Annotated in this window: 21 protein-coding genes and 1 pseudogene; 13 read left to right on the forward strand and 9 right to left on the reverse strand. The window is 71.8% G+C overall.

The genetic code is table 11. The features are described from left to right. The first annotated feature begins 2 nt into the window (after positions 1 to 2). On the forward strand, positions 3 to 1,199 hold the full coding sequence (dnaJ, locus tag DVA86_RS03070; protein WP_208875568.1) for a molecular chaperone DnaJ: 1,197 nt from the start codon (positions 3 to 5) through the stop codon (positions 1,197 to 1,199). A gap of 1 nt (position 1,200) precedes the next feature. Next, positions 1,201 to 1,668 carry a heat shock protein transcriptional repressor HspR gene (locus DVA86_RS03075; RefSeq protein ID WP_208875570.1) on the forward strand — a complete coding sequence of 156 codons (468 nt, stop codon included), beginning with the start codon at positions 1,201 to 1,203 and terminating at the stop codon, positions 1,666 to 1,668. Between the two features lie 110 nt (positions 1,669 to 1,778). On the opposite strand, the gene DVA86_RS03080 is transcribed toward DVA86_RS03075, so the two are convergent. Together DVA86_RS03080 and DVA86_RS03085 are read right to left on the reverse strand one after the other, a co-directional pair. Then, positions 1,779 to 2,096: a DUF4190 domain-containing protein gene (locus tag DVA86_RS03080; RefSeq protein ID WP_245996305.1), complete on the reverse strand. Its 318-nt coding sequence runs from the start codon at positions 2,094 to 2,096 to the stop codon at positions 1,779 to 1,781. After that, positions 2,093 to 2,260: a hypothetical protein gene (locus DVA86_RS03085; protein ID WP_208875572.1), complete on the reverse strand. Its 168-nt coding sequence runs from the start codon at positions 2,258 to 2,260 to the stop codon at positions 2,093 to 2,095. The genes DVA86_RS03080 and DVA86_RS03085 overlap by 4 nt, the downstream gene beginning before the upstream one ends. Positions 2,261 to 2,379: 119 nt before the next feature. Here DVA86_RS03085 and DVA86_RS03090 point away from each other — a divergent pair, with 119 nt between their 5' ends. Beyond that, complete coding sequence (locus DVA86_RS03090; RefSeq protein ID WP_208875574.1) at positions 2,380 to 3,003, forward strand: TetR family transcriptional regulator; 624 nt, start codon at positions 2,380 to 2,382, stop codon at positions 3,001 to 3,003. A 62-nt stretch (positions 3,004 to 3,065) separates the two neighbouring features. Here the strand turns inward: DVA86_RS03090 and DVA86_RS03095 are convergent, their stop codons facing one another. Further along, the gene (locus tag DVA86_RS03095; RefSeq protein ID WP_208875576.1) at positions 3,066 to 3,581 is read right to left on the reverse strand and encodes a hypothetical protein; all 516 of its coding nucleotides are present in this window, start codon (positions 3,579 to 3,581) and stop codon (positions 3,066 to 3,068) included. Between the two features lie 340 nt (positions 3,582 to 3,921). On the opposite strand from DVA86_RS03095, the gene DVA86_RS03100 reads away from it, so the two are divergent. Both DVA86_RS03100 and DVA86_RS03105 read left to right on the forward strand, forming a co-directional pair. Further along, a complete protein-coding gene (locus DVA86_RS03100) occupies positions 3,922 to 5,955 on the forward strand; it encodes an AfsR/SARP family transcriptional regulator (RefSeq protein ID WP_208884339.1) in 2,034 nt (677 codons plus the stop codon). Continuing rightward, positions 5,955 to 6,290: a hypothetical protein gene (locus DVA86_RS03105; RefSeq protein WP_342776314.1), complete on the forward strand. Its 336-nt coding sequence runs from the start codon at positions 5,955 to 5,957 to the stop codon at positions 6,288 to 6,290. Before DVA86_RS03100 ends, DVA86_RS03105 begins: the two co-directional genes overlap by 1 nt. A 266-nt stretch (positions 6,291 to 6,556) precedes the next feature. Here DVA86_RS03105 and DVA86_RS03110 read toward each other — a convergent pair whose 3' ends face one another. The 3 genes from DVA86_RS03110 to DVA86_RS35130 all read right to left on the reverse strand — a co-directional run bounded on the left by DVA86_RS03110 (position 6,557) and on the right by DVA86_RS35130 (position 9,732). Next, positions 6,557 to 7,633, reverse strand: a complete 1,077-nt coding sequence (locus DVA86_RS03110) for a helix-turn-helix domain-containing protein (RefSeq protein ID WP_208875578.1) — start codon at positions 7,631 to 7,633, stop codon at positions 6,557 to 6,559. A 296-nt stretch (positions 7,634 to 7,929) separates the two neighbouring features. Continuing rightward, positions 7,930 to 9,000 (reverse strand): zinc metalloprotease, encoded by a 1,071-nt coding sequence (locus tag DVA86_RS03115; RefSeq protein WP_208875579.1) that lies wholly within the window; start codon positions 8,998 to 9,000, stop codon positions 7,930 to 7,932. Between the two features lie 336 nt (positions 9,001 to 9,336). Further along, the gene (locus DVA86_RS35130) at positions 9,337 to 9,732 is read right to left on the reverse strand and encodes a pyridoxamine 5'-phosphate oxidase family protein (protein ID WP_245996314.1); all 396 of its coding nucleotides are present in this window, start codon (positions 9,730 to 9,732) and stop codon (positions 9,337 to 9,339) included. A 135-nt stretch (positions 9,733 to 9,867) separates the two neighbouring features. On the opposite strand from DVA86_RS35130, the gene clpB reads away from it, so the two are divergent. From clpB to DVA86_RS03135, 3 genes and pseudogenes are all read left to right on the forward strand, one after another. Then, complete coding sequence (gene clpB / locus DVA86_RS03125; RefSeq protein ID WP_208875582.1) at positions 9,868 to 12,492, forward strand: ATP-dependent chaperone ClpB; 2,625 nt, start codon at positions 9,868 to 9,870, stop codon at positions 12,490 to 12,492. Positions 12,493 to 12,732: 240 nt separating this feature from the next. After that, a complete protein-coding gene (locus tag DVA86_RS03130; protein WP_208875584.1) occupies positions 12,733 to 13,911 on the forward strand; it encodes a S1 family peptidase in 1,179 nt (392 codons plus the stop codon). A 181-nt stretch (positions 13,912 to 14,092) separates the two neighbouring features. Continuing rightward, positions 14,093 to 14,620: pseudogene (locus DVA86_RS03135) on the forward strand (YbjN domain-containing protein); the annotation flags it as partial. Between the two features lie 184 nt (positions 14,621 to 14,804). Here the strand turns inward: DVA86_RS03135 and DVA86_RS03140 are convergent. Continuing rightward, the gene (locus tag DVA86_RS03140; RefSeq protein WP_425470751.1) at positions 14,805 to 15,989 is read right to left on the reverse strand and encodes a pyridoxal phosphate-dependent aminotransferase; all 1,185 of its coding nucleotides are present in this window, start codon (positions 15,987 to 15,989) and stop codon (positions 14,805 to 14,807) included. Positions 15,990 to 16,012: 23 nt separating this feature from the next. Further along, positions 16,013 to 16,777, reverse strand: a complete 765-nt coding sequence (locus tag DVA86_RS03145; RefSeq protein WP_208875586.1) for a TetR/AcrR family transcriptional regulator — start codon at positions 16,775 to 16,777, stop codon at positions 16,013 to 16,015. 106 nt (positions 16,778 to 16,883) lie between these two features. Here DVA86_RS03145 and DVA86_RS03150 point away from each other — a divergent pair, with 106 nt between their 5' ends. From DVA86_RS03150 to DVA86_RS03160, 3 genes are read left to right on the forward strand one after another with little or no spacing between them, the layout of a single operon-like run. Then, positions 16,884 to 17,387 (forward strand): nuclear transport factor 2 family protein, encoded by a 504-nt coding sequence (locus DVA86_RS03150; RefSeq protein WP_425470752.1) that lies wholly within the window; start codon positions 16,884 to 16,886, stop codon positions 17,385 to 17,387. Next, entirely contained in the window at positions 17,384 to 18,265 is an 882-nt protein-coding gene (locus DVA86_RS03155) for an NAD(P)H-binding protein (RefSeq protein ID WP_208875588.1), read from the forward strand. Before DVA86_RS03150 ends, DVA86_RS03155 begins: the two co-directional genes overlap by 4 nt. Before the next feature lie 57 nt (positions 18,266 to 18,322). Then, on the forward strand, positions 18,323 to 18,691 hold the full coding sequence (locus DVA86_RS03160; RefSeq protein WP_208875589.1) for a VOC family protein: 369 nt from the start codon (positions 18,323 to 18,325) through the stop codon (positions 18,689 to 18,691). An 18-nt stretch (positions 18,692 to 18,709) separates the two neighbouring features. Here the strand turns inward: DVA86_RS03160 and DVA86_RS03165 are convergent, their stop codons facing one another. After that, positions 18,710 to 20,188 carry a M14 family zinc carboxypeptidase gene (locus tag DVA86_RS03165; protein WP_342776408.1) on the reverse strand — a complete coding sequence of 493 codons (1,479 nt, stop codon included), beginning with the start codon at positions 20,186 to 20,188 and terminating at the stop codon, positions 18,710 to 18,712. Between the two features lie 423 nt (positions 20,189 to 20,611). On the opposite strand from DVA86_RS03165, the gene DVA86_RS03170 reads away from it, so the two are divergent. Together DVA86_RS03170 and DVA86_RS03175 are read left to right on the forward strand one after the other, a co-directional pair. Further along, positions 20,612 to 21,685 carry a HesA/MoeB/ThiF family protein gene (locus tag DVA86_RS03170; RefSeq protein WP_245996322.1) on the forward strand — a complete coding sequence of 358 codons (1,074 nt, stop codon included), beginning with the start codon at positions 20,612 to 20,614 and terminating at the stop codon, positions 21,683 to 21,685. A 528-nt stretch (positions 21,686 to 22,213) separates the two neighbouring features. After that, positions 22,214 to 22,747 carry a DUF2617 family protein gene (locus tag DVA86_RS03175; RefSeq protein ID WP_208875591.1) on the forward strand — a complete coding sequence of 178 codons (534 nt, stop codon included), beginning with the start codon at positions 22,214 to 22,216 and terminating at the stop codon, positions 22,745 to 22,747. Positions 22,748 to 22,791 lie beyond the last annotated feature (44 nt).

Here is a 22,791-nt window from a genome sequence, read left to right on the forward strand (position 1 = left end):
GGATGAGTACCAAGGACTTCATCGAGAAGGACTACTACAAGGTCCTCGGCGTCCCGAAGGACGCCACCGAGGCGGAGATCAAGAAGGCGTACCGGAAGCTCGCACGCGAGAACCACCCGGACGCCAACCGCGGCGACGCCAAGGCCGAGGAGCGTTTCAAGGACGCCTCCGAGGCGTACGACGTGCTGGGTGACACCAAGCGCCGCAAGGAGTACGACGAGGCGCGCACCCTCTTCGGGAACGGCGGCTACCGCCCCGGTCCCGGCGCGGGCGGCGGCGCCGGCACGTTCAACTTCGACCTGGGCGACCTGTTCGGCGGCACGCCGGGCGGGGGCGGCCCGGGCGGCGGGCCCGGCGCCGGCGGCTTCGGCGGCGGTCTCGGGGACGTCTTCGGCGGCCTGTTCAACCGCGGCGGCACCACGACCCGTACGCAGCCGCGCCGGGGCCAGGACATCGAGTCCGAGGTGACGCTCAGCTTCACCGAGGCCGTGGACGGGGCCACCGTCCCTCTCCGGATGTCCTCCTCGGCCGCCTGCAAGTCCTGCAACGGCACCGGGGACAAGAACGGCAGCCCGCGCGTGTGCCCCACATGTGTGGGCACCGGGCAGGTCAGCCGCGGCGGCGGTGGCGGCTTCTCCCTCACCGACCCGTGCGTGGACTGCAAGGGCCGCGGCCTGATCGCCCAGGACCCGTGCGACAACTGCAAGGGCAGCGGGCGCGCGACGAGTTCGCGCACCATGCAGGTCCGCATCCCGGCCGGCGTCTCGGACGGGCAGCGCATCCGGCTGCGCGGCAAGGGCGCGCCGGGGGAGCGCGGCGGCCCGGCGGGCGATCTGTACGTGGTCGTGCACGTCGACAAGCACCCGGTCTTCGGGCGGCGGGGCGACAACCTCACCATCACCGTGCCGGTCACCTTCGCGGAGGCCGCGCTCGGTGCGGAGATCAAGGTGCCCACGCTCGGCGGCCCCGCGGTCACGCTGAAGCTGCCGCCGGGCACGCCCGCCGGCCGCACCATGCGGGCGCGCGGCAAGGGCGCGGTGCGCAAGGACGGGACACGCGGGGATCTGCTCGTCACCATAGACGTCGCGGTGCCGAAGACTTTGAGCGACAAGGCACGGGACACCTTGGAGTCCTACCGGGACGCGACCGCGTCCGAGGACCCGAGAGCAGCGCTGTTCAAGGCCGCGAAGGGAGACTGAGATGAACGGCCGAGGTGGGCGCAGCCAGCGCTTCGGAGGCACGCCGTACGAACTGACCGACGACTCTCCGGTCTACGTCATCTCGGTGGCCGCTCAACTCTCCGGACTCCACCCGCAGACGCTGCGCCAGTACGACCGCCTGGGCCTGGTCTCCCCGGACCGTACGGCCGGGCGCGGGCGGCGGTACTCGGCTCGTGACATCGAACTGCTCCGCCAGGTGCAGCAGTTGAGCCAGGACGAGGGCATCAACCTCGCCGGCATCAAGCGGATCATCGAGCTGGAGAACCAGGTGGCCGCGCTGCAGGCGCGGGCGGCCGAGCTCCAGCAGGCGCTGGAGAGCGCGGCCGTGACGATGCGCCGCCGCGAGGCGCAGGTGCACGCGTCGTACCGGCGCGACCTGGTGCCGTACGAGGACGTGCAGCAGTCCAGCGCGCTGGTGGTGTGGCGGCCGAAGCCGCCGCGGGACTGAGGCCGGTCCGGCACCACCGTACGGAGGCCCGGTCGGCCACCGTACGGGCGCCGATCGGCCACCGTACGGAGGCCGATCCGGCATTCGTACGGGCTTGGCCGAGCCGCCGGTCACCCCGTGAAGTGCCAGCTGACGGTGCCGTTCGCGGTGACGAGGGTGGCCAGCACGATCAGGTCGGCGGCACCCAGTACGAGTCCGGCGGTCGCACGTCCGCGCCGCCCGGTGCCGCGGGCGAGCGCGAGCCCGCCGAGCACGAGGGCGCACGGCCCGAGCACCAGGTTGAAGACCAGCAGTCCGGCGAGGCCGAGCGCGAACGACGTGACGGCCATCCCGTCGGCGTCCTTGCGGGCGTCCTTGCGGGCGTCGCGGTCAGGGAGCCGTGTGCGCGGGCGGGTGTGCAGCGTGCCGGTGGTGCCCGTGGTGCTCATCGTGCCCCCTCCTCGATACGTGTACGGCGGCGCTCGCGGTACGCGAAGATCAGCAGCCAGCAGCCGAGCACCGCCCCCGCGGTGAGCGCCACGGCGGGCGGAAGGTGCGCGGCTGCGCCCACCAGTACGCCCAGCAGCAGGAATGCGGCCACGAGGAAGATCATCGTTAGTCCTTCGGTTGAGGCCGGCAGTGGACAACTCGGTGAACAATTGGGGTGACAACTGTTCACTGAGTCCAGTCTAGTGCTGGCTCCGCTGGCGGAACGAGTGTTTACTCGATGACATGAGCCACATCCGTCAGGCGCAGAAGGAGAAGACCCGGCAGGCGCTGCTCGCCGCCGCTCTGCACCACCTCGAGGAGCAGAGCCTCAGCAGCATCGGCCTGCGCGAGATCACCCGTACCGTCGGCATCGCGCCCGCCGGCTTCTACCGGCACTTCCGCGACATGAGCGACCTGGGTGTGGCCCTCGTCGACGAGGCACTTGGCGGCCTGCACGAGCTCGTACGGGAAACCCTTGCCACGGCAGACGGGCCCGAGCAACGGATCAGCCGTACGGTCGAGTTGATCACCAAGCACGTACGCGCGCACTCGGCGCACATCCGCTTCGTCTCCCGGGAGCAGCACGGCGGCGTACGGGCCGTGCGTACGGCCATCGCCGCGCAACTCGGCCTGTTCGCGCAGGAGGTGGCCGACACGCTGCGCGACGAGCCCGACTCGGCGGGCTGGAGCGAGGGGGAAGTGCGGATGCTGGCGGAGCTGTACGTGGACCACATGGTGACGACCGCCAGCGCGCTCCTGTCCGCGCTGGACGGTGAGGGGCGGGACGCGGAGGAAGTGGCGCGTACGGCGCGGCGCCAGCTGGAGCTGATCAACGTGGGGCACCGGCACTACCGGTCCGAGACGTGACCGCGGGCCGGGCGTTGGTCAGGCGCCCGGCCCGCGGGGTCGATTGCCGCGCTGACTGGGCGTCAGTCGAGCGGCTTGACGTCCGAGATCCTGTGCGTGTCCAGGTCGGACTGCACGTGCAGCTTGGTGGCGTCCGAGCCGCCGTCCCACTTCAGCGTGACGATGGTCCAGGAGTGCCCCATGCCGCTGCCGTCGTACGCGGCTTCGGCCTCGACCGGCACGTTCTGCGAACGCGTCACGCCGTCCGCGGCGTTCTGCTGCTCCCACTCCGCGAGCTCGTTCTGGAAGGACTCGGTCAGGGCCGCCTTGCGGAGGGACTTCGCCTGCTCGGTGTCGCCCTCGCCCAGGGCGCTGATGTAGCCCTGGTAGAACTCCTCGACCTCGGTGACGACGCTCGGCGTGTCCTGCGCCGCAGCCTGCTGTGCGGTCTGCTTCGGGCCGGTCTGCTCCGTGCCGCCGGACGAGTCGCCTCCGGCCATCGCCGTACCGGCGACGCCCAGCGGGATGAGCACGGCAGCCACGGCCCCCGCCACGATGCTGTTGCGCTTGGTCCTGCGTGACCTGCGGTGGTGCGACATTGCTCTCTTCTTTCCGTTCTTTCCGTTCGGTTGCTCTGTGCTTCGAGGGCCTCGGTCCCCCGGGTTCCCCCGGACCCTCTTGATCGGTTAGATGCGGGGCCTTCGCCGAGAGTTGTGCTGAACGATGTCCGGTTTCTGTAACTGCCCGTCGATGTCAGCAAGCTGCGACGCGGTTGCAGCAAGCTGACCGGGGGCGGGGGTGCGTTGGGGCGGAGGCGGGTGGCATGGTCGTAAGCACAGGGTGACCGGTCGTCACGGACAGGAAGCGGCGCGGTGCGGCGCGGGCCGGGGCGTACGAGCGCGCGGGTGAGTGCGCGGATGGAGTGAGGGGGTGACGGCAGTGCGGATTCAGCTGCTCGGGCCGTTGAGCATCACGGACGGACGCGAAGTCGCGGTGCTCAGACCGTCCAAGCCGACCATCCTGCTGGCTGCGCTGCTGCTCCACGCCAACTCGGTGGTGTCAGTGGACTGCCTGCTCCGCGCGGTCTGGGGCGCGAAGCAACCCACCACGGCCAAGGCCGCGTTGCAGACGTGCGTGCTGCGGCTGCGCAGACTCCTCGCCGCGCACGGCGTGTCCGGTGCGCCCGTCGAGGCGGTCCCCGGCGGGTACCGCATGAGAGCCTCCCCCCGCACGCTCGACCTGCTCGGCTTCCGGGAACGGGTGCGTACGGCGGGCGCGCTGGGGCTGGCTGCCGACGGCGGCCCGGAGGCCGAGCTGTATGCGCTCAAGGACGCGCTGACTCTCTGGCAGGGCTCCCTGCTGGCCAACGTGCCCTCACCCGAGCTCCACCGCGACGAGGTGCCCCGCCTCATCGAGGAGCGGCTGCGTGCCCTGGAACGCGCCTGCGAGCTGGAGTTGGCGCTCGGGCGCTGCGCCGACGCGCTGGCGGAGCTGTGGGGCGTGACGCGGATGTATCCGGGACACGAGCGATTCCGGCAGCAGCTCATCGAGGCGCTGTACCGCACGGGGCGGCAGACGGAGGCACTCGCCGAATACCGCCGTATCAAGCGGCACTTGTGCGACGAGCTCGGCGTCGATCCCTCCCCCGCGCTCCAGCGGCTGGAGCAGGCGATGCTCCGCGGCGAGGAGCTGGGCGGAGAAGGGCTGGGCGCGGCGGTGACGGCGACGGTGACCAGGCCGCCGGCCGTACGGCTCAGAGGGCTGCCACCGCGGGCACCGGCACGCGAGCCGGGCTGTGAGCCGTTGCGCGACGCGGGGTGCGAGGCGCTGCGTGAACCGGTGGTGCTGCGGCCGGCGGTGCGTGAGCGGGCGGCAGCGCACGAGCGTGCCGCGGTGTACGAGCGGGCGCCGGTGCATGAGCGTCCGCTCGAGGGGGCGTCGTGTGCCGTATCGGAGATAGAGGACGTGCCGTCGTTCACCGGACGGGCGGCCGAAGTGGACGCGCTGACCCTGCGGTTGGGGCAGGACGGAGCGGCGGACCGGTGCGCCGGGCAGGAGCCGGCACCCGTGCTGGTCTCCGGCGCTCCCGGGACCGGCAAGACCGCTCTCGCCCGGCGCGTCGCCCATCTCCTGCGCGGCGGCTACCCCGGAGGCGCCCTGCTGGTGCGCATGGTCCGCCCTGACGGGACGCCGCGCGGCTCGGAGGATGTCGCACGCGAACTCGCGGCCGTGCGCCGGAGACGCGGCAGCGGGCGGGCACTGCTGGTCTTCGACGATGTGGTGGAGGCGGAGCAGATACGCCCACTGCTGCCCGCCGCGCTGGTCGCCGACACGGCGCTGCCGTCGGAGCCGGGGTCCGACGCCGCGCTGATCACCAGCCGCAGAGGGCTCGCGGGGCTGGTGGTCACACACGGCGGCTGGGTGCACCGCCTCGGTACGCTCGACGACGAGGAGTCCCGGCAGCTGCTCCTCTCCGTACTGGGAGCGCAGCGCGTGGAGGCCGAACCGGAGGCTGCGGGACGGATCGTGGAGACGTGCGGCCGGCACCCGCTGGCCCTGCGCATAGCCGCCGCGCGGCTGCAGACCCGGCCAGGGCTGGGCCTGGCGGACGCTGCGGACTGGCTGGCGGCGGACCCGCTCTCCCGGCTCGCCCTCACCGACGACCCCGACCTGTCCGTACCCCGCGTGTTCGGCCTCGCGCTCGACCGGCTGGACCCGAGGATGGCGGAGGCGTTCCTGCGGGCGGCGGGAGTGCCGTCCGCAGGCCCGGCGGGGGTGTTCCGGGCCGAGGACGCGGCTGGTCGGCTGGACATGGCCGTCCCCGAGGCGGAACAGGTGCTGGATCAACTGGTCGACGCGGGACTGCTGGAGGACGGACCACCGGGGCCGTACCGCATGCACCCGCTGCTGCGCGCGTACGCCCGCTCGGTCGCGGACGGCACCCGTGCCGGACAGAGAGAGGGTGTGAACTGATGCCCGCACCAGGCCCGCCGCCGAACGGCGCCCGTACGGACGGCGATGCCGGCCCGGCCCGCAAAGCGGGCGCCGGGGCCGGGGCCGTGGAGGTCGTCGTCGTACGGCAGGAGCCGTCGGCACCCGGCGGCGAGACCACGGCGGTCCGGCTGCTGGGGCTGCTGCCCGCGGACTGGATCTGCGTGCCCGACGACGTGGGCACGGACCGGGTGCGGCTGCGGATCGAGTACGGGCACGGTGGCCACGGCGTCGGAGACAGCGACGGCGTGCACGGCGCGCTGGCCGAGGTGCTCGCGGACACGGCACTGCGCGGCTGGTCAGCCGAGCCCTCCTGAGCACCCCGTCCAACCACCCACCTGGCCCTGCCACTTGCCCAAGCCCGTCCAGCCACTCACCCAAGCCCGTCCGGCGGTTGAGGACGGACCGGGGTGGCGGCCACGGCGCCGCGCGTGGCCCCTCAGCGGAGTGGCCACCGGCAGGTCCATCGTGGTCCGGGGCCGTCCTCAAACGCCGGACGGGCTGGATGGGTGGTCCGGGGCCGTCCTCAAGCGCCGGACGGGCTGGATGGGGCGCAGGCACACGCCATGTGGCGCGGGCCAGGTCAGATCCAGCCGTGCTCGCGGGCCAGCAGCGCGGCCTGCGCCCGGCTGGCGGCACCCAGGCGCTGCATCAGGTCGGCCACGTGCCGGCGGTAGGTCCGTACGGAGATCCCCAGGCTCCGGGCGCCGGACTCGTCCTTGCCCACCGAGACCATCGACTCGAGCACCTGCCGCTCCCGTTCGGTGACGCACGGCGCATCCGTCGCCGCCCGCCCGTCCAGCGCGGTCAGCAGGTCCTCGGCCTGTCCCCAGATGCGTTCGAAGAGGGCCACTATGTGGGTGACAAGCCCGCTCTCGTACGCGAACAGCGCGCCGCGCTCCGGACGTTCGGTGTCGACGGGAACCACGGCGGTGCGTCCGTCGAAGACGACGATGCGCTCGGTGACCTCCGTGGCGACCCGGATCAGCGCGCCCTCGGCGGCCAGTTCGCGCAGGTGCGCCGCCGTGACCACATGGCCGAGGGACGCGGCGGGCACGACGCTGCGGACACGGACGCCGTGCCGCAGGGAGCGCAGGCCCAGCGCCCGGGCGCGGTTGATGCTGTCGGGCGAGGGCTCGGCGGCCGACTCGACGGACAGGATCTCGTCGCGCGCGAAGAACGCGAGGTCGTCGATGCGGTCGCGGATCTGCGCGGGCTCCGTCAACTGCTCGACGCCACGCGGCGGCTGCCTACGGGACGGGGCCGATGCGGAAGCAGCGCCGGCGCTGCCCGCGGTGCTGCCCTTGGCCCCGTTCGCGGCGCCCAGCGGGCACATCTCCGCGCGTAGAGCATCGATGAGCGGCCGGATCCGTGTCACCCGGCGCAGCTCGTTGTGGAGTTCGTGCATGCGCTGGTCCATCAGCCGGGACAGCGCGGTCTCCGGGTCCTCGGCCGCGTACCCGGAGGGTGCCGCCTCGTCCTGTCGGAGCAGGCCGAGCGCGCACAGCCGTTCCAGTGCGCACGGCACCGCGTCCGGGCCGCGGTGCGGCGACGCGGGCGGAATCGGTTCGAGTGGTGTGTCCGGGCGGCGCAGGAAGAGCCGGTAGGTCTCTTCCTCCTCCGGAGAGACTCCGAAGACGGACAGCGCGTGTGCACCCAAGCTGTGTCCCCCGTTGCATGGATGTGGTGCGGAGCAGGAGCAAGAGCAGAAGTAGGAGCAAGGAACCGGTGGCTGGTCTGCCAACGCGCAGCGTAGAGCCTGTGGATCCCCTTCGGGGAGCCTCGGCACCGGACGCACCACAAGGTGTGAACGAATCACGAGAACACCGCCGCCGTCCCCGCTCGCGTGCGGAGACGGCGCCGGTGTGCCGTACGGTGCACGCGGCCACCCGTACGGCGCGTGCGGGCACCCGTACGGCGCGCGCGCCGCAGTCCCTAACGGACCGGCGGGCCGCGTCAGTTGGCCCGGTACGCCTCCCACGCCTCGTTCATCCGGACCACCTGGCCCGCGGTGAACTGGGTCATGCACGCGTCGTACGAGTAGTCCATGAAGTTGTGGATCGGGTCCACGCCCTCCGCCGGGCACGTGTCGGCGCCCTCGGGGCAGCCGGACGCGGGCTCGCGCTCGGCCGGGGTGTCGTCGACCTGGTCGCCCTGCGCGGAGCAGCCGCCCTGGAAGGTGTGGTACAGGCCCATCCAGTGGCCGACCTCGTGGGTTCCGGTGTCGCCCTCGTTGTAGTTGCCCGCCGAGCCGCCGGGCAGCGAGGCGTCCAGCACGACGACGCCGTCGTCCTCCGGATTGGTGTCGTACGAGCTGGGGAACGTCGCCCAGCCGAGCAGGCTCTGGCCGAGGTTTGCGGTGTAGAAGTTGAGCGCGTCGGCGCCGCCCTCGCGCAGCGAGGACTTCATGGCGCTCTCGGCGGAGGAGCCGGGGGTGAGGCCGTTGTACCAGCCGGCGTTGTCGGTGTACGTGGTGCCGGCCAGCTCGAACTGGTACGGCGAGGGGTTGTTGCCGTCGCCCTCGCCGGCGTAGGCGGCGTTGAGCACGTCGACCTGGGCGTTGATGGCGTCGGCGTCGACCTTGCCGGTGGCACCGTCGTGGACGACGTGGAAGTACACCGGGATGGTGACGGGTGCGCCGGAGGGCTTGTCGAGCTTGCCGGCCGCGCGGAGCCGGTCGAGCCGTTCGCGCAGGTCGGCCTCCATGGCCTGGGCCTGCCGCTCGCTGACGGCGTTGGGTTCGTGGGCGACGCCTTCGTCGCCGTGCGCGCGGGCGACGCGGGCGTTGGAGGCGGCCGCCTGCTGCGCCGCGTCGTGGCCGTGGTCATGGCCGTGGCCGTGGAGGTCGGCCGTGCCGTCGGCGCACTCGGCGCCCTGCGCGGCCACGGATCTTCCGGAACTCTCGGGTGCGGGGCCGGCGTCGGCGGCCGGTGCGGACAGGGGAGTGAGGGCCAGGGTTCCGGCCACCGCTGCCATGCCGAGGACACGAGTGCGGGCTCGCGGGGATATGCGGGCGATCGGGCGCATCGAAGCTCCTCCGGGACGTGGATGTGAGGGATTCCTCGTCGTCCCGGCGGAGGCTAGAAGTGCCGGACAGAAAGCGGTGAGAGACGAACCGGCCCAATCGTTTTTGCACACAATTCGGTCGGGCGCAGGACGATTTGGTGGCGTGGGCGGGGGCAGCCGCCCGGAGGAGGGTGCAAGGGGCGCAAGTGTACGGATTCGTTCCGCGTCTGCGGGCCGCCGCCGAGTGGCCGATTACACCCTTGCGTCGGGCGCCCGTACGTCACCGCGCCCGGGGCCCGTACGCAGGCGCACCAGCCGCCCCGTACGCCCCGTGCGCAAGCCCGCCCCGTGCGCCCGTCAGCCGCGCCCCATCGTCCGGTCCACCGCGATCTCGATCAGCACACGTTCCGGATTCGGCCTCGGGTCCCGCCCGTACCGCTCCGCGAAGCGCCGTTCCGCGTCCGCGACCAGTTCCGGTTCGGCGTGTACGACCGCGCGTCCCTCCAGGGTCGCCCACCGCCGCCGGTCCACCTGGCAGAGTGCGACCCGCATCCCCGCGGGCCCGGCGGCCCGTACGTTGCGCACCTTCTTGCTGCCCCCGCTCGCGATCACCCGGGCGATCCCGGCCCCCGGGTCGTAGGTCACGGCGACGGGTACGACGTGCGGGGTGCCGTCCGGCCGGAAGGTGGTGAGAGTGGAGTGGTGCCGCTCGCGCCAGAAGGCGAGTATCGCGGGGTCCAGAGTGATCGTCACGGGGAACGAATCTAGTCGATGGCGAGTTGAGTGGAATAGACTCAACTTGTTGCAGGTTGGAGTTAGCAGGGCAGGGCCGGAGGGTGAGGGCCGTCCGGCCGGCAAGCGGGACGCGACGAGGAGGAAAGCAGCACAGTGGACGCCGAGCTGACCAACAAGAGCCGGGACGCCATCAGCGCGGCCAACGACAGGGCCGTCACCGGCGGACACCCCGACATCACGCCCGTACATCTGCTGCTCGCCCTGCTGGAGGGCGAGGACAACGAGAACATCCAGGACCTGATCGCCGCCCTCGACGCCGACCAGGCCGCCCTGCGTTCCGGCGCCGAGCGCCGGCTGGCCGCGCTGCCCAGCATGCAGGGCTCCACCGTCGGCCGCCCGGAGCCCGACCGCGCGCTGCTGGCCGTGATCGCGGACGCCGCGCAGCGCGCCAAGGAGCTCGGCGACGACTACGTCTCCACCGAGCACCTGCTCATCGGCATCGCCAAGAAGGGCGGTGCCGCCGCCGAGCTGATGCGGGAGCAGGGTGCGACGGACAGGAAGCTCCTCGACGCTTTCGAGAAGGCACGCGGCGGCCAGCGCGTGACGACGCCGGACCCCGAGGGGACGTACAAGGCGCTGGAGAAGTTCGGCACGGACTTCACCGCCGCCGCCCGCGAGGGCAAGCTCGACCCGGTGATCGGCCGGGACCAGGAGATCCGCCGCGTCGTGCAGGTGCTGTCACGCCGTACGAAGAACAACCCCGTGCTCATCGGCGAGCCCGGCGTCGGCAAGACCGCCGTGGTGGAGGGCCTGGCGCAGCGCATCGTGAAGGGCGACGTGCCCGAGTCGCTGAAGAACAAGCGGCTGGTGGCCCTCGACCTCGGCGCGATGGTGGCGGGCGCGAAGTACCGGGGCGAGTTCGAGGAGCGGCTGAAGACCGTCCTCGCGGAGATCAAGTCCAGCGAGGGCCGGATCATCACGTTCATCGACGAGCTGCACACGGTCGTCGGCGCGGGCGCGGGCGGCGACTCCGCGATGGACGCGGGCAACATGCTGAAGCCGATGCTGGCCCGCGGCGAACTGCGGATGGTCGGCGCGACGACGCTGGACGAGTACCGGGAGCGGGTCGAGAAGGACCCGGCGCTGGAGCGCCGCTTCCAGCAGGTGCTGGTGGCCGAGCCCACCGTGGAGGACTCGATCGCGATCCTGCGCGGCCTCAAGGGGCGCTACGAGGCGCACCACAAGGTGCAGATCGCGGACGGCGCGCTGGTGGCCGCGGCCGCGCTCTCCGACCGCTACATCACCTCGCGCTTCCTGCCGGACAAGGCCATCGACCTGGTGGACGAGGCCGCGTCCCGGCTGCGCATGGAGATCGACTCGTCGCCCGTCGAGATCGACGAGCTGCAGCGTTCTGTCGACCGGCTCCGGATGGAGGAGCTGGCCCTCGCCAACGAGACCGACCCCGGCTCCGTGCAGCGCCTTGAGCGGCTCCGCCGCGAGCTGGCCGACCGCGAGGAGGAGCTGCGCGGTCTCACCGCCCGCTGGGAGAAGGAGAAGCAGGGCCTGAACCGGCTCGGCGAGCTGAAGGAGAAGCTCGACGAGCTGCGCGGGCAGGCCGAACGGGCCCAGCGCGACGGCGACTTCGAGAGCGCCTCCCAGCTCCTCTACGGCGAGATCCCCGAGCTGGAGCGCGAGCTGGAGGCCGCCAGCGCCGCCGAGGAGGAGGCGGCGACCGCCGCCTCGCAGGAGCCGCGCGGCCCGAAGCAGACCATGGTCAAGGAGGAGGTCGGCCCGGACGACATCGCCGACGTCGTCGCCTCCTGGACCGGCATCCCCGCCGGGCGGCTGCTGGAGGGCGAGACGCAGAAGCTGCTCCGTATGGAGGACGAGCTGGGCAAGCGGCTGATCGGGCAGGGCGAGGCCGTACGGGCGGTGTCGGACGCCGTCCGCCGTACGCGCGCGGGTGTCGCCGACCCGGACCGGCCGACGGGCTCGTTCCTGTTCCTCGGGCCGACGGGCGTCGGCAAGACGGAACTGGCCAAGGCGCTCGCGGACTTCCTCTTCGATGACGAGCGGGCGATGGTCCGTATCGACATGAGCGAGTACGGCGAGAAGCACTCCGTGGCCCGCCTGGTCGGCGCGCCTCCCGGCTACGTCGGCTACGAGGAGGGCGGCCAGCTCACCGAGGCCGTGCGGCGCCGCCCGTACAGCGTCGTGCTGCTGGACGAGGTGGAGAAGGCGCACCACGACGTCTTCGACATCCTGCTCCAGGTGCTCGACGACGGCCGCCTCACGGACGGGCAGGGCCGTACGGTCGACTTCCGCAACACGATCCTCGTGCTCACCTCGAACCTCGGCAGCCAGTACCTGGTGGATCCCCTGGAGAAGCCCGAGGTGAAGAAGGAGAAGGTGCTGGAGACCGTACGGGCGTCGTTCCGGCCGGAGTTCCTGAACCGGCTGGACGACGTGGTGGTCTTCGCCGCGCTCAGCCAGGACGAGCTGGGCCGGATCGCCGCGCTGCAACTGGAGAGCCTCCAGCGGCGGCTCACGGAACGGCGGCTCACGCTGGACGTCACACCGGCCGCGCTGGACTGGCTGGCCGCCGAGGGGAACGACCCGGCGTACGGCGCGCGTCCGCTGCGGCGGCTCGTACAGACGGCGATCGGGGACCAGTTGGCCAGGGAGATCCTGGCGGGCGAGATCCGCGACGGCGACACGGTGCGGGTGGACCGCGTGGACGGCTGGGAAGGGCTGAGCGTGGCACCGGCGGAGCGGTGACGGGCCGGCGCTGACTGCGAGTTCGCGGGCTTGCGGACTTGCGGGCTTACGGGCGCGGCGCGCGATACGGCGTGCCGCGCCCGTAAGCCGTACCCATCTGTGAAATCAGACCCGTCACTGGTATGGACCTGACAAAAGCCTCCGGCTACGCTCCTGCTGGCATCGGTTAAGAGCGCTCTCAACTGTCTGCTGTTCCACCCCACTTCCATGGAACACAGAAGGGTTCCTCCCTTGAGACGTATGAGACGTACGACAGTGAAGCGTGCCCGGGTGTCCGCACTGCTGGTGGCAGGCGGCCTGGTGGCGGCCGTGTTCGTTCCCGCAGCGACCGCGTCCCCGACTTCCGGTTCCGACTCCGCATCCGGTTCCGGCCCGGCCCAGACGCAGCCCGCGTCCGACGCGCTGCTGACCGCGATGCAGCAGGACATGGGCCTCACGAAGGGCGAGGCCAAGGCCCGTCTCGCCGCCGAGAAGAAGGCGACCGCCGTCCAGGACGACGCCCGGCGCGCGGCCGGAAAGGCGTACGGCGGCTCCTGGTTCGACGCGAAGAGCGGCACCCTCGCCGTGGCCCTCACCGACAAGGCCAAGGCCGACGCCGTACGGGCGGCCGGCGCGGACGTCCGTATGGTGCGGCACAGTGCCGAGGAGCTCACCGCGGCCAAGAAGCGGATCGACAAGCTCTCCGCGCCTGCGGGCGTGAGCAGTTGGCAGGTCGACGACAAGAGCAACCGGATCGTCGTCAGCGTCGTCGCCTCGAAGAAGTCCGACAACGATGTCCGCGCCTTCGTCGCGGACGCCCGCGAGAGCGGCCCGGTCACCGTGCGGGAGACCGCCGAGGCGGCGCGTACGACCGCGGCCGGCACCGTTGGCGGCGACCCGTACTACACCGGCAACGTCCGCTGCTCCATCGGCTTCTCGGTGCACGGAGGCTTCGTCACCGCCGGGCACTGCGGCCAGAAGGGCGCCTCGGTGAGCGGCTGGGACCGCTCGAAGATCGGCGAGTTCCAGGGCTCGACCTTCCCCGGCAGCGACATGGCGTGGGTGAACGTCGCCAACGGCTGGTGGACGGAGCCCGTCGTCCTCGGCTGGGGCACCGTCTCGGACCAGCTGGTCCGCGGCTCGAACGAAGCTCCCATCGGCGCCTCCATTTGCCGTTCCGGTTCCACCACGCACTGGCACTGCGGCAACGTCCAGGCCAAGAACGTCACCGTGAACTACCAGCAGGGCGCGGTCCACGGCATGACCCAGACGAGCGTCTGCGCCGAGGGCGGCGACTCCGGCGGCTCGTACATCAGCGGTGACCAGGCGCAGGGCATCACGTCGGGCGGCTCCGGCAACTGCTCCAGCGGCGGCACCACCTTCTTCCAGCCCCTCAACCCGGTGCTGAGCCACTACGGCCTCACCCTCCACACCGCCTGATCCGCACGCCCGGGATCACCCTGTGTACGCCATGCGCCTCCCCTACGGGGTGGGGCGCATGGTGCGCATGGGGCGCGGGAGGGTTTTTTCGGCCTGGTCGGCAGGTCGGCCGGGGACACGGTTGCGTTGTCCGGGCCGTCATGAGGGAGGATGGCCGAATCCGTATGAAGGGAATTCCACGGTGACCATCGACCCGTCCTCGATTCCGAATTTCGGGGGCCAGCAGCCCGACCCGCAGGAGGCAGGCGACGGCCCGGCCGGACCTGTCGTCCCCGACCAGGACCTGGTCAAGCAGCTTCTCGACCAGATGGAGCTGAAGTACGTCGTGGATGACGAGGGGGACCTCGCCGCGCCGTGGGAGGAATTCCGCACGTACTTCATGTTCCGTGGCGAGGGCGACCAGCAGGTCTTCTCGGTCCGTACGTTCTACGACCGGCCGCACTCGATCGACGAGAAGCACGCGCTGCTCGAGTCGATCGACGACTGGAACCGCCGCACCCTGTGGCCGAAGGTCTACAGCCACACGCACGACGACGGCACCGTACGGCTCATCGGCGAAGCGCAGATGATGATCGGCACCGGTGTCTCGCTGGAGCACTTCGTGTCCAGCACGGTCAGCTGGGTACGGGCGTCGATCGAGTTCGACAAGTGGCTCGTCGACCAGCTCGGCCTGGAGAAGGACGTCGAGTCCGACGCCAAGCCGGACGACGCCAAGCCGGACGACGCCGATGCCGATGCCGATGCCGAGGGCTCGGGTCCGGCGTCCGCGTCCGACGACGGCCCCGGAGAGGGCACGGAGGACACCGGCAAGAGCTGAGGTCCGAAGCCGACGACAGGCGCCCCCGTCAGCCGTACGCGGCCGGCGGGGGCGCTTTCGTACGGTCTCGCGGGGGTCAGCCGCGCAGTCCCCGCAGGCGTTCGGCGGCCTCCCGGAGCACCTCCGGCTTCTTGCAGAACGCGAACCGTACGTGGCTGCGGCCGGCGTCCGGGGTGTCGTAGAAGACCGAGGTGGGGACGGCGACCACGCCGCAGCGTTCCGGGAGGCCGAGGCAGAAGGGGACGCCGTCCTTCTCACCGAGGGCGGTGATGTCGGTGGTGACGAAGTACGTGCCCTGCGGCCGGAACACCTCGAAGCCGGCGTCCGCGAGACCGCCGGACAGCAGGTCCCGCTTCGCGCGCAGGTCCTCGCGGAAGTCCGCGAAGTACGCGTCCGGGAGGCGCAGCGCCTCCGCGACCGCGTACTGGAACGGGCCGGCGCTGACGTACGTGAGGTACTGCTTCGCCGTACGGACCGCCGTCACCAGCGCCGGGCACGCCGTGACCCAGCCGACCTTCCACCCGGTGAACGAGAACGTCTTCCCGGACGAGGAAATGGACACCGTACGGTCGCGCATCCCGGGGAGGGAGATCAGCGGGACGTGCTCACCGTCGAAGACGAGGTGCTCGTAGACCTCGTCGGTGACGACGAGCAGGTCGTGCTCGACGGCGAGGGCGGCGATCGCGGTCAGCTCGTCGCGGGTGAGGACCATGCCGGTGGGGTTGTGCGGGCTGTTGAGCAGCAGCAGGCGCGTGCGCGGGGTGATGGCGTCGCGCAGGGCGTCGAGGTCCGGGCGGAAGTCCGGGGCGCGGAGCGTCAGCGGTACGCGCGTGGCGCCGGCCATGGCGATCGAGGCGGCGTACGAGTCGTAGAACGGCTCGAAGGCGATCACCTCGTCGCCCGGTTCGAGCAGGGCCAGCATCGAGGCGGCGATGGCCTCTGTCGCGCCCGCGGTGACCAGGACCTCCGTGTCGGGGTCGAAGGCCAGGCCGTAGAAGCGCCGTTGGTGCTCGGTGACGGCGGCGCGCAGTTCGGGGACGCCGGGGCCGGGCGGGTACTGGTTGCCGCGGCCGTCCCTCAGTGCCCGTACGGCCGCCTCCCGTACGGGCTCGGGACCGTCGGTGTCGGGGAAGCCCTGGCCGAGGTTGATGGCGCCGGTGCGGACGGCGAGCGCGGACATCTCGGCGAAGATCGTCGAGCCGAACTCCGTGAGCCGGCGGTTGAGCAGCGGTCGTCCTGGAGTGGCGGTCATGGCGGCCATCCTGCGCGAAGCCCGGGGCTTCCTCAACACGGCTGCGCGGGGGCGGCGGGCGTGGCGCCGGGGGGCGTACCGGCGTCGAGTACGCGGGCGACGTGGGCCGCGAGCCGGGCGCGCAGGATGTCGGGCGGTACGCCCTGGGGGCCGACGAGGTGCTCGACGAGGTCGGCGCGGGTGGCGGCGAGCAGGGCGTGGGCGGTGAAGTCGCAGGGGCCCAGGGGCTGTTGTGCTCCGTCCGGTGCTGTCGCGGCGGGTTCGCCGTCCGCGGCGGGGCCGGTCTCCGCGTCGGGTCCTCCGTCCGCAGCGGGTCCTCCCTTCGCGGCGGGCCGCCCGGTCTCCGCGTCGGGCCCGGTCTCCGGTGAGGGCAGGCGGCGGAGGGTGTCGCGCAGGGTGCCGTGCCACCAGGTGTAGTGCGCCGCCTGGTACGGGCTGCCGCTGCCCGCCTCCTCCAAGGCCAGCGAGAGATGGCGGTTGTCGAGCTTGAAGCAGAGGAGCGCGTCGAGGAGCGCGAGGACGCGCCGGCGCGGTTCCGTACGGGGGCCGAGCGGGGCCGGGCCGTGCTCGACGGCCTGGCGGAGGGTGTCCGTACGGGCCTCGAAAACGGCCCGGATCAGCCCCGTGCGGTCGCCGAACCGGCGGAAGAGCGTGCCCTTGCCGACGCCCGCCGCCGCCGCGACGTCGTCCATCGAGACGCTCCGTGCGCTCTCGTGGCGGGCGAAGAGCGCGTCGGCGGCGGCGAGCACGTTCTCGCGGTTGCGCTGGGCGTCTGCGCGTGGCTTGCGTGCGGTCATGGGGCGGCGCGGCCTTCCGGTTGCAAAACGGACTGGCGGTCCGTATCTTTAAGCGGACCGATGGTCCATATTCTATCCGGACGGGCGGACTCTGATGAGTACACGTATGGAACCCATGAAACCCATGGAAAGCGGCAGCACGGCGGCGGTAGCGCGGGAGGTGCCGACGGAGCCGGCGGATCTCTTCCGGTACGGGCTGCGCCTGCTGCTGGACAAGGACTTCGACAGTTGGGTGGCGCTCTGGGACGAGGACGGGATCTGCGAGTTCCCCTTCGCTCCCGAGCACGCGCCCTCCCGGCTGGAGGGCCGGGCCGCCGTCGCCGAGTACATGCGGGAGTACCCGCGGCAGATCGACCTCCAGGCGATCCCGTATCTGGAGATCCACCACACCAGCGATCCGCACACCGTTGTCGTCGAGATGAGTGCGACCGGGCGGATGGTGGTCGCGGACGCTCCTTACGAGATGTCGTACATCATCGTGGTGACCGTCCGGGACGGCCGCATCACGCGCTACCGCGACTACTGGAACCCCATGGGCCTCCCCGACTCCTGGCACGCGGACGCCGACACGGACGCCGACGCGAACGCGGAGAGCGGGGCGGCGGCGTGAGCGACGGCCGCGTCCTGGTCACCGGGGCCACCGGGAACACCGGCAGCCGCCTCGTCGCACGCCTCACCGCGCTCGGCCACCCCGTGACGGCCGCCGGCCGGGGCGCCGAGGCGCCGGGGGGCGTCGGGGGCGGCGGGGGCATCGGGGGCCGACGCCCGGTCCAGGCCGTCCGTTTCGACTGGTCCGACCCGGGCACGTACGACTCCGCGCTGCGCGGCGCGGACCGCGTCTACCTCGTGCCGCCCGCCGCCGACCCCGAACCCGGCGCCGTCATGCTGCCGTTCCTGGCGCGGGCGCGCGCCGCCGGCGTACGCCGTGCCGTGCTGCTCAGCTCCTCCGCGCTGCCCGCGGGCGGGCCGGGGGCGGGGGTGGTGCACGAGGCGCTGGCGGGCACGTTCGACGAGTGGGCGGTGCTGCGGCCGTCGTGGTTCATGCAGAACTTCACGGGCGGGCACGTGCACGCGGACAGCATCCGCGACGCGGACGTGATCATGTCGGCGACGGGCGACGGCCGCGTCGGGTTCATCGACGCGGACGACATCGCCGCGGTCGCCGGCCACGCGCTGACCGACCGTACGGCGCCCTGCACCGACCTCGTACTCACCGGGCCCGAGGCCCTCGCCTACGCCGACGTGGCCGCCGTGATCGCGCGCGTCACCGGCCGGCCCGTACGCCACCGGCCGCTGTCGTACGAGGAGATGCGGGACCGGCTGGCCGCCGGCATGCCCGCGGAGTTCGCGGCGCTGCTGGCGCGCCTGGACCGCGAGATAGCGGGCGGCGCGGAGGACCGTACGACGGACGCGGTGGAGGCCGTCACGGGGAGGCCGCCGCGGTCGTTCGCGGACTACGCGGCGGCACACGCCGCGGACTTCGGCTGACGGCGCGGCAGGCCCCGTCGGAGGGGGATTGTCAGTGGCGGCTGCGAGACTTCCCGCATGATTGATCACTTGTCGATCCAGGTGCGGGATTTCCAGGCCAGCGCGGCCTTCTACGACGCGGTGCTGGCACCGCTCGGCGGCAGACGGGTGCTCGAGTTCGGACCGGTCATCGGATACGGCACCGGGCAGCCGGACTTCTGGATCGGCCCGGTGGGGACGGGCGGCGAGGCGCGTGAGGCGCACGTGGCGTTCACCGCGGCCGACAGGGCGGCCGTCGTGGCCTTCCACGAGGCGGCGACGGCCGCCGGCGCGGAGACGCTGCACGCGCCCGCGCTGCACCCGGAGTACCACGAGCACTATTACGCCGCCTTCGTGCGCGATCCGGACGGAAACAACGTGGAGGCGGTCTGCCACCTGCCCGGATGAGCCCCGCGGGGTTTGCCGCTACGGCCGGCCGAGCCCGTGGCTCTCGCTGAGGCACGCGAACACCGCGATGACCGTACGGGCCTGGTGCCGCACCTGGTCGTCGACCGCCACCCAGCGGGTCTGGAACTCGCACTCGAAGGCAGTGCACCACGCGGACACGATGCCCGACAGCTCGGCGCGCAGCTCGCGGGCGGCACGGCCCGGCACGCCCTCCAGCGAGCCGAGCACCATGGCCGCGGCGCGCAGCGGAATGCGCCAGGTCACGCCCGCGAGGGAGGCGAGGTGCCCGGCGGTGAGCGCGGGCACGGCAGGCACGCCGGGCACGCCGGGCACGGCGCGGGCGCCGCCCACAGGCGACCGCGAGATCCGTACCCAGTCGTCCGCCAGCCCCGGGCACACCTGCACGGCCGCCTCGGCACCCCGCAGCACGGGCGCGTGCTCGGCCGGTACGAGCGGCCGGGCCCGGTCGAGGAGCGCCGCGACCCGGCGGCCACGGCGGCGCAGCCGCAGGGCCGAGCCGCGCACGGCGCGGCCGGGGTCGGGCACCGGCGTGCAGTCGTCCACGAGCCGGCTGGCCCACATCGGCGCCTCGATGACGGCGGTCATGCCGCCGTACCGGTGCGGGTGGTACCAGGTCGAACGCGCTGCGTCCTCCTGAAGGCTGGCGAACCGTTCCGGAACGCCCGGACCGGGCATCACGAATACGCCGGGGCCGGGGCTCGGCCAATACAGCGTGTCGATGCTCCCTATTTCCACCGGAATTCCCAGATCCGCCGCAGACTTTGCGAAAGGGTCCGGCAATCCGGGCACTTCGCGGGTGAGTTGGACCCAGCTTCCGCCGACGTCGTTCGCGTGCAGTGAGCACTGCAGAACGGGCCGCAGTTCGTCAATGACGGTCTGCAGTGCCCGGCTTTCCGGGAGTGTTTCTTCGGCTGTCCCGACAATGGACGGGGACCATTCCGGCTGTTCCGCTCCGGCGGGCCGGAAGAACGGCCGGTGGTAGCGGTGGAGCGTATTGTTTCCGGTGTCCGCGCCTGCCCCCTCATTGACGCGCGTGCCGTCCGGGTCGAGGCACAGCAGGAAGTGCCAGCCGACGTTACGGCCGCCCGCCGCGCGTAACGGCTTTTCCCGTACGACGTGTTCGGCCAGCCGCAGCACCGTGGCGCCCCCGACCCGTTCGTTGGCGTGCGGCCCCGCGACGACCAGCACGTTGCGGTGGTCGTGGGCGGTCGCGGGCGCTTCCGCGCCGCGCGGCACGTGCGCCGGCGGGCCGGCCGCGGCGGGTACGGGCGCGGGCGCCACCGGGGCCCTGGCCTCCGGCGTACCGACGGACAGCAGCAGCAGTTCCTCGCCCGCGCGCGAGGTGCCGATCCGGCGCACGCCGCACAGGCCGGGGTGGCGGGAAGCGAACGCACGTGCGCTGGAATGGAGTTCCGTAACGGTGGGATAGTCGTTGAATGGTGGAGCACCGTGCGCGCTCAGGCTGTCGCTCAGCAGGGCTCTGCCTCATTTCTCTGCGGGCGGGGGGCGGTTGCGCGGAGAATGGCAATAGTTAGGCAGAAACGCGCAGGGAAGGCAAGAGGGCCGTCCATGGGCACCCCCGAATACGCGGGAGTGCCCATGGACCGGTCAGCTGTTGCTGGTGCCGCTGAGTCCGGTGGTCTCTTTCTTGTCGAGCGGCCTTATCTCGATCTTGTTGGCCACGTCCGGCTCCTTCCACTTCAACTGGCCGACATAATGGGGCAGTTGACTGCACTGGCGTGATTTCGTGGTGCAGCCTTGTCAGTAGTCCATGGGCTGTGCACAGTGTCAAGATGTCTTTCGGTCGCGACGGCGAAGGGGTGGGGAAAGCACGTGGCGGTGACAATCGGTGCGATACGAAAACCCCGGGTCAAACCCGAACACCGGCCGTACCGGACCGTGGACGGGCATATCCGGATCGGCAGCGTCATCTACGGGATCGGGGCCGAGATCCGCGATCCGGACGGCTGGATCTGGACGCTCACCGAGGCGATGGACGGCGCGCGGTCGCCCACGGAAGTGGCCGAGGCCGTACGTGAACGGCACCCCGGGCTGCCGGAGGACGACGTACTGCAGGCCATGTCCGAGCTGCTGGCGGCGGGCTTCCTCGAGGACGCGGGGGCGGCGCCCCCGGCCGCGTTCTCCGACCGCGAGCACAATCGTTACGTCAGGGGCGTCCCGCTGCTGCGCTGGATGGACCGCGAACCCCGGGCCACCGCCTGGGAGTTGCAGTTACGCCTCCGCCGGTCCCGGGTGCTGCTCGTCGGCGTCGGCGGGACCGGCGGCTTCGCCGCCCAGGCCCTGGTCTCCTCCGGGGTCGGCCGGCTGCACTGCGTCGAGCCGGACGTGGTGGAGCTGTCCAACCTGAACCGCCAACTCCTCTTCCGCGAGGCCGACATCGGCCGTCCGAAGATCGACGCCGCCCTCGCCACGCTGCGCGCCCTGAACTCCGACGTCACCGTCACCGGTGAGCGTCGCACCGTACGCGGCCCGTACGACCTCGCCGAGCTGCTGACCCCCGGCTACGACCTGCTGGTGCTGTGCGCCGACCACCCGTCGGAGATACGCGGCTGGGCCAACGCCGCCTGCCTCGCCGCCAGAACGCCCTGGGCTGACGGCGGCTACCGCGGCCCGCTGGTCTCCGTGGGCGTGCACGTCCCCGGTGACGGCGCCTGCTGGGAGTGCCACCGCGCGGGCGACAGGGAGCGGCGCGATCTGCGCCTCGGACCGGACCAGGACGAGGACGCCGCCTCGCCCCGGATGCCCTGGAACCCGGTCAACGCCGTCACCGCCGGACTCTCCGGGAGCCTCCTGGCGCACGCGGCGCTCGCACTCCTCACCGGTGCGCCCCCCATGGAGCCGGGCTTCCGGTTCGGCTTCAATCTGGTGCGGCCGGAGGACCCGGCCCTGGACCGGTTCGGCCGCCGTACGGACTGCCCCGCGTGCGGGTCCGCACAGAGGGGCGCACACTGAGGCGCACAGCGGGACGCGCAGTGAGGCACGGCGTCAACACGCGGGGATTGAACCGGGGTTATGAGGGAACGTTCCGTCGTAATCACTCGCGCGCGGCGCGGTGAGAAGCCGGTCAGACGAAGGGGGACGCCATGACCGTTGGGGTGAGCATCGCGGGCTTGCCGGAGTTGCTGTGGGCCACGGTAGCGGTGTGTGACGGCCGTCATCGTGGCCGCGGTGATCCGCGCGCCCGGACTCTGCCCCCCGCTGCCCGCACCCCCCGGCGTACGAGGGCGTACGCGGGCGCGTACGACGCTGCGAGCGCCGGTTTTTCCGGCAATTGCAGAGCCGCGGCCTCCGCTTCCGGAGACTGCTGACGATTGCTAGCGGATGAGCCGTAATCCCTTGGTGTGCTCTTGAGTTGAACAGTTGAGCAGCTAAGCCCCCGAGCGGATGGAAACCCGGCGAAGATGGGTAAAACGCTGTGGTCCCGGCGCATTCCGTGATTCGGTGAATCCCACCCTCAACTGCGCCTTGCGGAGCCGACCCATGCTCACTTCTCTCAAGACTGCGTACAGCGACACCCGCGCGGGGGACCTCGCTTGGGCGCTGGGGCGCGAGCCGCTGCCCGCGCTGGCCGAACTCGATCTCGAACTCTCAGGCGCCAGAGTGCAGTTGCGGTTGCTCGGCGCCTCGCACCAGGTCCTGCTCGACAAGGAACACGGCTCCTGCTCGGAGACCGTCGCGTGCATCCCCGGCAGCACCGCACCGCTCCCGCTCGGGGTGTCGAAACGGATAGGCACGTGGGAGTACGAGTTCGCGGCGCGCGTCGAGACGCTCTCCGCGGGCTCGTTCCTGGGGCGCGCGCAGGAGTTGCTCGCGCTCGTCGCCGACCATCCCAACGGCCTCGCGGGAACGTTCCCCGGCAGCCCGACTGCCTTCACCGCCCTGCTCGTTCAGCGCCAAGGCGAGCAAGTGGCCTGGCGTACCTGGCACTCGTACCCCCAGGAAGGCCGGCTCGTCTCGACCCGGACCCGGGTTGGCGTACCCCTGCGCGAAGGCGTAGAACAAGTGTCGGCCTGAGAACACCCGAAAGAGTCCGTGAATTCGGTTTCACAGCGCGGGAA

It is taken from the genome of Streptomyces armeniacus (genome assembly GCF_003355155.1).
Lineage (GTDB): Bacteria > Actinomycetota > Actinomycetes > Streptomycetales > Streptomycetaceae > Streptomyces > Streptomyces armeniacus.

Excerpts from the sequence above, each read along its gene's own strand:
- dnaJ (WP_208875568.1), top strand. The coding sequence starts at position 3 with ATGAGTACCAAGGACTTCATCGAGAAGGACTACTACAAGGTCCTCGGC.
- DVA86_RS03075 (WP_208875570.1), top strand. The coding sequence starts at position 1,201 with ATGAACGGCCGAGGTGGGCGCAGCCAGCGCTTCGGAGGCACGCCGTAC.
- DVA86_RS03080 (WP_245996305.1), bottom strand. The coding sequence starts at position 2,096 with ATGAGCACCACGGGCACCACCGGCACGCTGCACACCCGCCCGCGCACA.
- DVA86_RS03085 (WP_208875572.1), bottom strand. The coding sequence starts at position 2,260 with ATGATCTTCCTCGTGGCCGCATTCCTGCTGCTGGGCGTACTGGTGGGC.
- DVA86_RS03090 (WP_208875574.1), top strand. The coding sequence starts at position 2,380 with ATGAGCCACATCCGTCAGGCGCAGAAGGAGAAGACCCGGCAGGCGCTG.
- DVA86_RS03095 (WP_208875576.1), bottom strand. The coding sequence starts at position 3,581 with ATGTCGCACCACCGCAGGTCACGCAGGACCAAGCGCAACAGCATCGTG.
- DVA86_RS03105 (WP_342776314.1), top strand. The coding sequence starts at position 5,955 with ATGCCCGCACCAGGCCCGCCGCCGAACGGCGCCCGTACGGACGGCGAT.
- DVA86_RS03115 (WP_208875579.1), bottom strand. The coding sequence starts at position 9,000 with ATGCGCCCGATCGCCCGCATATCCCCGCGAGCCCGCACTCGTGTCCTC.
- DVA86_RS03130 (WP_208875584.1), top strand. The coding sequence starts at position 12,733 with ATGAGACGTACGACAGTGAAGCGTGCCCGGGTGTCCGCACTGCTGGTG.
- DVA86_RS03140 (WP_425470751.1), bottom strand. The coding sequence starts at position 15,989 with ATGGCCGCCATGACCGCCACTCCAGGACGACCGCTGCTCAACCGCCGG.
- DVA86_RS03145 (WP_208875586.1), bottom strand. The coding sequence starts at position 16,777 with ATGACCGCACGCAAGCCACGCGCAGACGCCCAGCGCAACCGCGAGAAC.
- DVA86_RS03150 (WP_425470752.1), top strand. The coding sequence starts at position 16,884 with ATGGAACCCATGAAACCCATGGAAAGCGGCAGCACGGCGGCGGTAGCG.
- DVA86_RS03160 (WP_208875589.1), top strand. The coding sequence starts at position 18,323 with ATGATTGATCACTTGTCGATCCAGGTGCGGGATTTCCAGGCCAGCGCG.
- DVA86_RS03175 (WP_208875591.1), top strand. The coding sequence starts at position 22,214 with ATGCTCACTTCTCTCAAGACTGCGTACAGCGACACCCGCGCGGGGGAC.